Source organism: Nostoc cf. edaphicum LEGE 07299 (assembly GCF_015207245.1).
In the GTDB taxonomy this organism is placed as follows: Bacteria; Cyanobacteriota; Cyanobacteriia; order Cyanobacteriales; family Nostocaceae; genus Nostoc; species Nostoc edaphicum_B.
In genome coordinates this window covers 1-3246 of sequence record NZ_JADEXF010000750.1, presented here as the reverse complement: position 1 = coordinate 3246, position 3246 = coordinate 1, and the positions used below count along the sequence as shown (strand labels likewise).

Annotated in this window: 2 protein-coding genes; both read left to right on the top strand. The window is 41.4% G+C overall.

Translation table 11 applies throughout. The features are described from left to right. A partial coding sequence (locus tag IQ229_RS20075) for an acetate and sugar kinases/Hsc70/actin family protein (RefSeq protein ID WP_194046751.1) occupies positions 1-2987 on the top strand: 2987 nt, incomplete at its 5' end. A gap of 47 nt (positions 2988-3034) precedes the next feature. Next, positions 3035-3246, top strand: a 212-nt coding sequence (locus IQ229_RS24250) for a hypothetical protein (RefSeq protein WP_228013595.1), incomplete at its 3' end; no start/stop codon positions are given.

The following is a 3246-nucleotide window of genomic DNA, read 5'->3' as shown; positions in this document are numbered from 1 at the left end:
GTGATAATATAATGAACCCTTTTCAACTCAACAAATATAGCGAGCAAGAAGCAAGCGAGAAACAACAAAAAAGATTTCCAGGATGGTTTGCTTTAGATTTTGGTACATCGAATTCCACAGTCACACTTTTCGATCCAATTGAAGTACCGATCGCAGAAATTTTACCCAAAGAACAGGAAATGCGGTTGCGCGATCGCTTATCGCAATGGCTCAGTTCTTCCGCCTCCGTAGCTTTACCGGATGTCAGCGCTGATGATTGGGCAAAGTTTATCACAGAGATTAGCAAAAATTTGGAGATAGAACCTAGCCGATTGAGTGAAGTATTTGAAAGTGATAATAAAGAGCGATTTTTGGAAGCAATTCGCCAAATTGAACTTTCTTTAGGAAACAGCGAGAGATTCCGCCGTGCTATCAGCAAAAAACTTTACCAAATCTATCATGAGGTGTTCCGCGTCCCTACCCTAGAGTCGCAAAATCTGATCCCAGTTGTGCTGGATATCGATCGCCGTGATACTGAAATTCCCAGCGAGTCGGAAATTTCGCACTTAGGGGACTTAAAACTGCGGATGGGAAGGGAAGCTAGAGATAACCGAAAGAAAGCGATCGCTCAAGGTACAAGCGGTTCTTTAAAGGAAATTATCAGCAGGTTTCACCATTCACCCAAACGCTATTTTGGCCAGGAGCGATCATTTTCAGTTATTTTGGATGGTGAAGAAGAAACAATTACCGCTAACCAGTTAATACAATCTGCTTGGGCGCATTTAATCGAGTTAACTGAAGACTACCGCCAACACGCACGGCGCAGATTTTCTGAAGGAGATTTTTTAACAGCAGTTGTCACCTACCCAACAGTCGCACCACCAGTAGTTCGTAAAGAAGTTAAAGAACTGGTTGAGCAGTTGGGAATCGATGATGTGCAAACTGCTTATGATGAAGCCGTTTCTGTAGCGATATTCTTTTTATGGCGAGAATTTGGTGGTAATCTCAACATTGGCATTGAGTCATTCAAAACCCGTTGTCGCCAAGCAGGAAATAAATGGTCACAAAATGTCCTCGTCTTAGATATCGGCGGGGGAACCACAGATTTAGCTTTAATCGAACTGACTTTAGAAGATAAAACCCCAGCTTTTGCTGATTATGAAGACCGGGGTTTAGGAGGACGTTACTATAAGCTTACCCCTAAACTATTAGGTTCATCCGGTCATTTACAGCTAGGCGGTGAGTTAATTACACTGCGAATTTTCAGATTATTAAAAGTTGCGATCGCAGACTTTTTATTGACAGCAGTCACAACAGGCGATCTAGAAAATGAAAAGCTAGAAGATTTAATTAACTCCGAGTTAAACGAGCGCTTCTTAGAACAAGGCAAATTCAAAACTGGCAGTCTTTTAAAATGTCTGGATAGAGAAAATCCAGAAGGTGATATTTCTTACAAAGATGCTCTTGACACTGCCGATAAAGTATTGCCCACCCGTTGGCAACAAGCACCTCAACGTCTGCAATCCTTTTATATTCTCTGGGATTATGCAGAAGCCGCCAAACTTAAACTTGGGCAAAAGCCACCAGCAGAGGATTCTCTATTAACCTTCACACTTTCTGAGCAGCAAATTTCCGAATTGCTTACCCAAAGCGCCATTAAATTGCAAGTCAAAGATCCAAATAACATCTGCGTCACTTTAGATAACCAGCAATTTGAACGATCTGCGGCTTCAGGAATTAAAGAAGCTATTGGAATTGCCAAAGGATTAATGGAAAGTCGTTTGCGTCCCGACGATCTCACCAAAGATTCTTGTAATTCCCAAAAAGTTGATTGGTTAATTTTGTCTGGCAAAACTTGTAATTTAGACATAGTACAGCGCCAAATTTATCAAGAATTTAGTAAGTCTCCATATTTTGTCTGGAATCCAGAACGAATTACCTTTGTGCTGGAATTTACCAAGCTAGCCACCTCCGCCGGGGCTTGTTATGCTGAAAAATTACGAAGATTGAGATTTGATCCAGAAGAGTCTAAAAGCTTGTTGCGTAAGGGAGCCAACCAGCTAGAAATTGATGTTAAAAACCTGTTTTATTATTTACCCTGCAACTTCAAACGCAAAACCCAAAGCAACGATTTACTAACTATATTCAAAGCCGGACAAGAACTCTATCAACTCGCACCTTGGGAAACTGTCGCCAAAGTCCGTACTCATTGGCAAGGCATACAATTAACTAATATTATCTACCGTCAAGATTACGAAGAGGGAGATTTACGACTATGGGGAAGCTTTGACGGCAAAAACCTCATGAATCAACTGGAGATGCCAGAAGCAGAGTTTCTGAAAAAAATCAAAGTCCAGTTTGAGATTGACCAAACCCTCGAATTTAACGTATTGCTTTGTCAAGGAAATCCCCATTATTTGATTGATATTTCTGGTATTGATTTAGAATCGGTAGTTTCAGAAACTTCAGCGCTATTTGCTGATGGTAAATTGAATTGGAATATTGCTGTAGAAGGCTTCAATAAAGACTTGAATGATGGTGATATTGCTGTCAATGTGATTGAGTCAGCAACCGTCGATCAACCAGATGCCTATCATCTTGTATTTGAAGTCGGAAATGATGGTAGTAAAACATTTCACAAATTTCATTATTTGCGGGATGGAGTGACGCAACCAGGAATTGGGTTAATTAGTAATCCCTTACCTCCATTCCCACAAACTGGGCAACACACCTTCTATGTTTATCAAACAGATGCCGAAACCAACAGCAAAAAATGGATAAGAATTGGCGCACTCAGCAAACCAGATGTAACAACAGATTACCCTTGCCAATATCGTGTAACTCTCGACGATCGAGGTATTCTAAGAATGCACGCCGGTGAAGTACCTTACTGGACATCACAAAATCAAGAATGCCTGAAAGAAGAAGGATGTGTGTATCGTGCTGAATTAGAATTGCAACCTAATGAAGTTGATAAAGAACGCGATCCCTTTTGCGGCATACATTAAACCTCTGCGTTCCTCTGCGCTAACCTTCTCTACGAGACGCTTTGCGAATGCGTTCCTCTGCGTTGAAAAAAATTAATATTTTTAAACGCATAGGCGCTTCTCTACGAGACGCTACGCGAACGCCTTCCCGCAGGGTAGGGGCGCGGAGTAAACGCAAAGGGGCGCAGAGGTTTGCCAAGTTTTATTCGCTACGAAAATATTTGGAGGTGAGATTCATGCAGCACTTGCGTCAATTATTAGAGATAGAAAACTCGGAGTT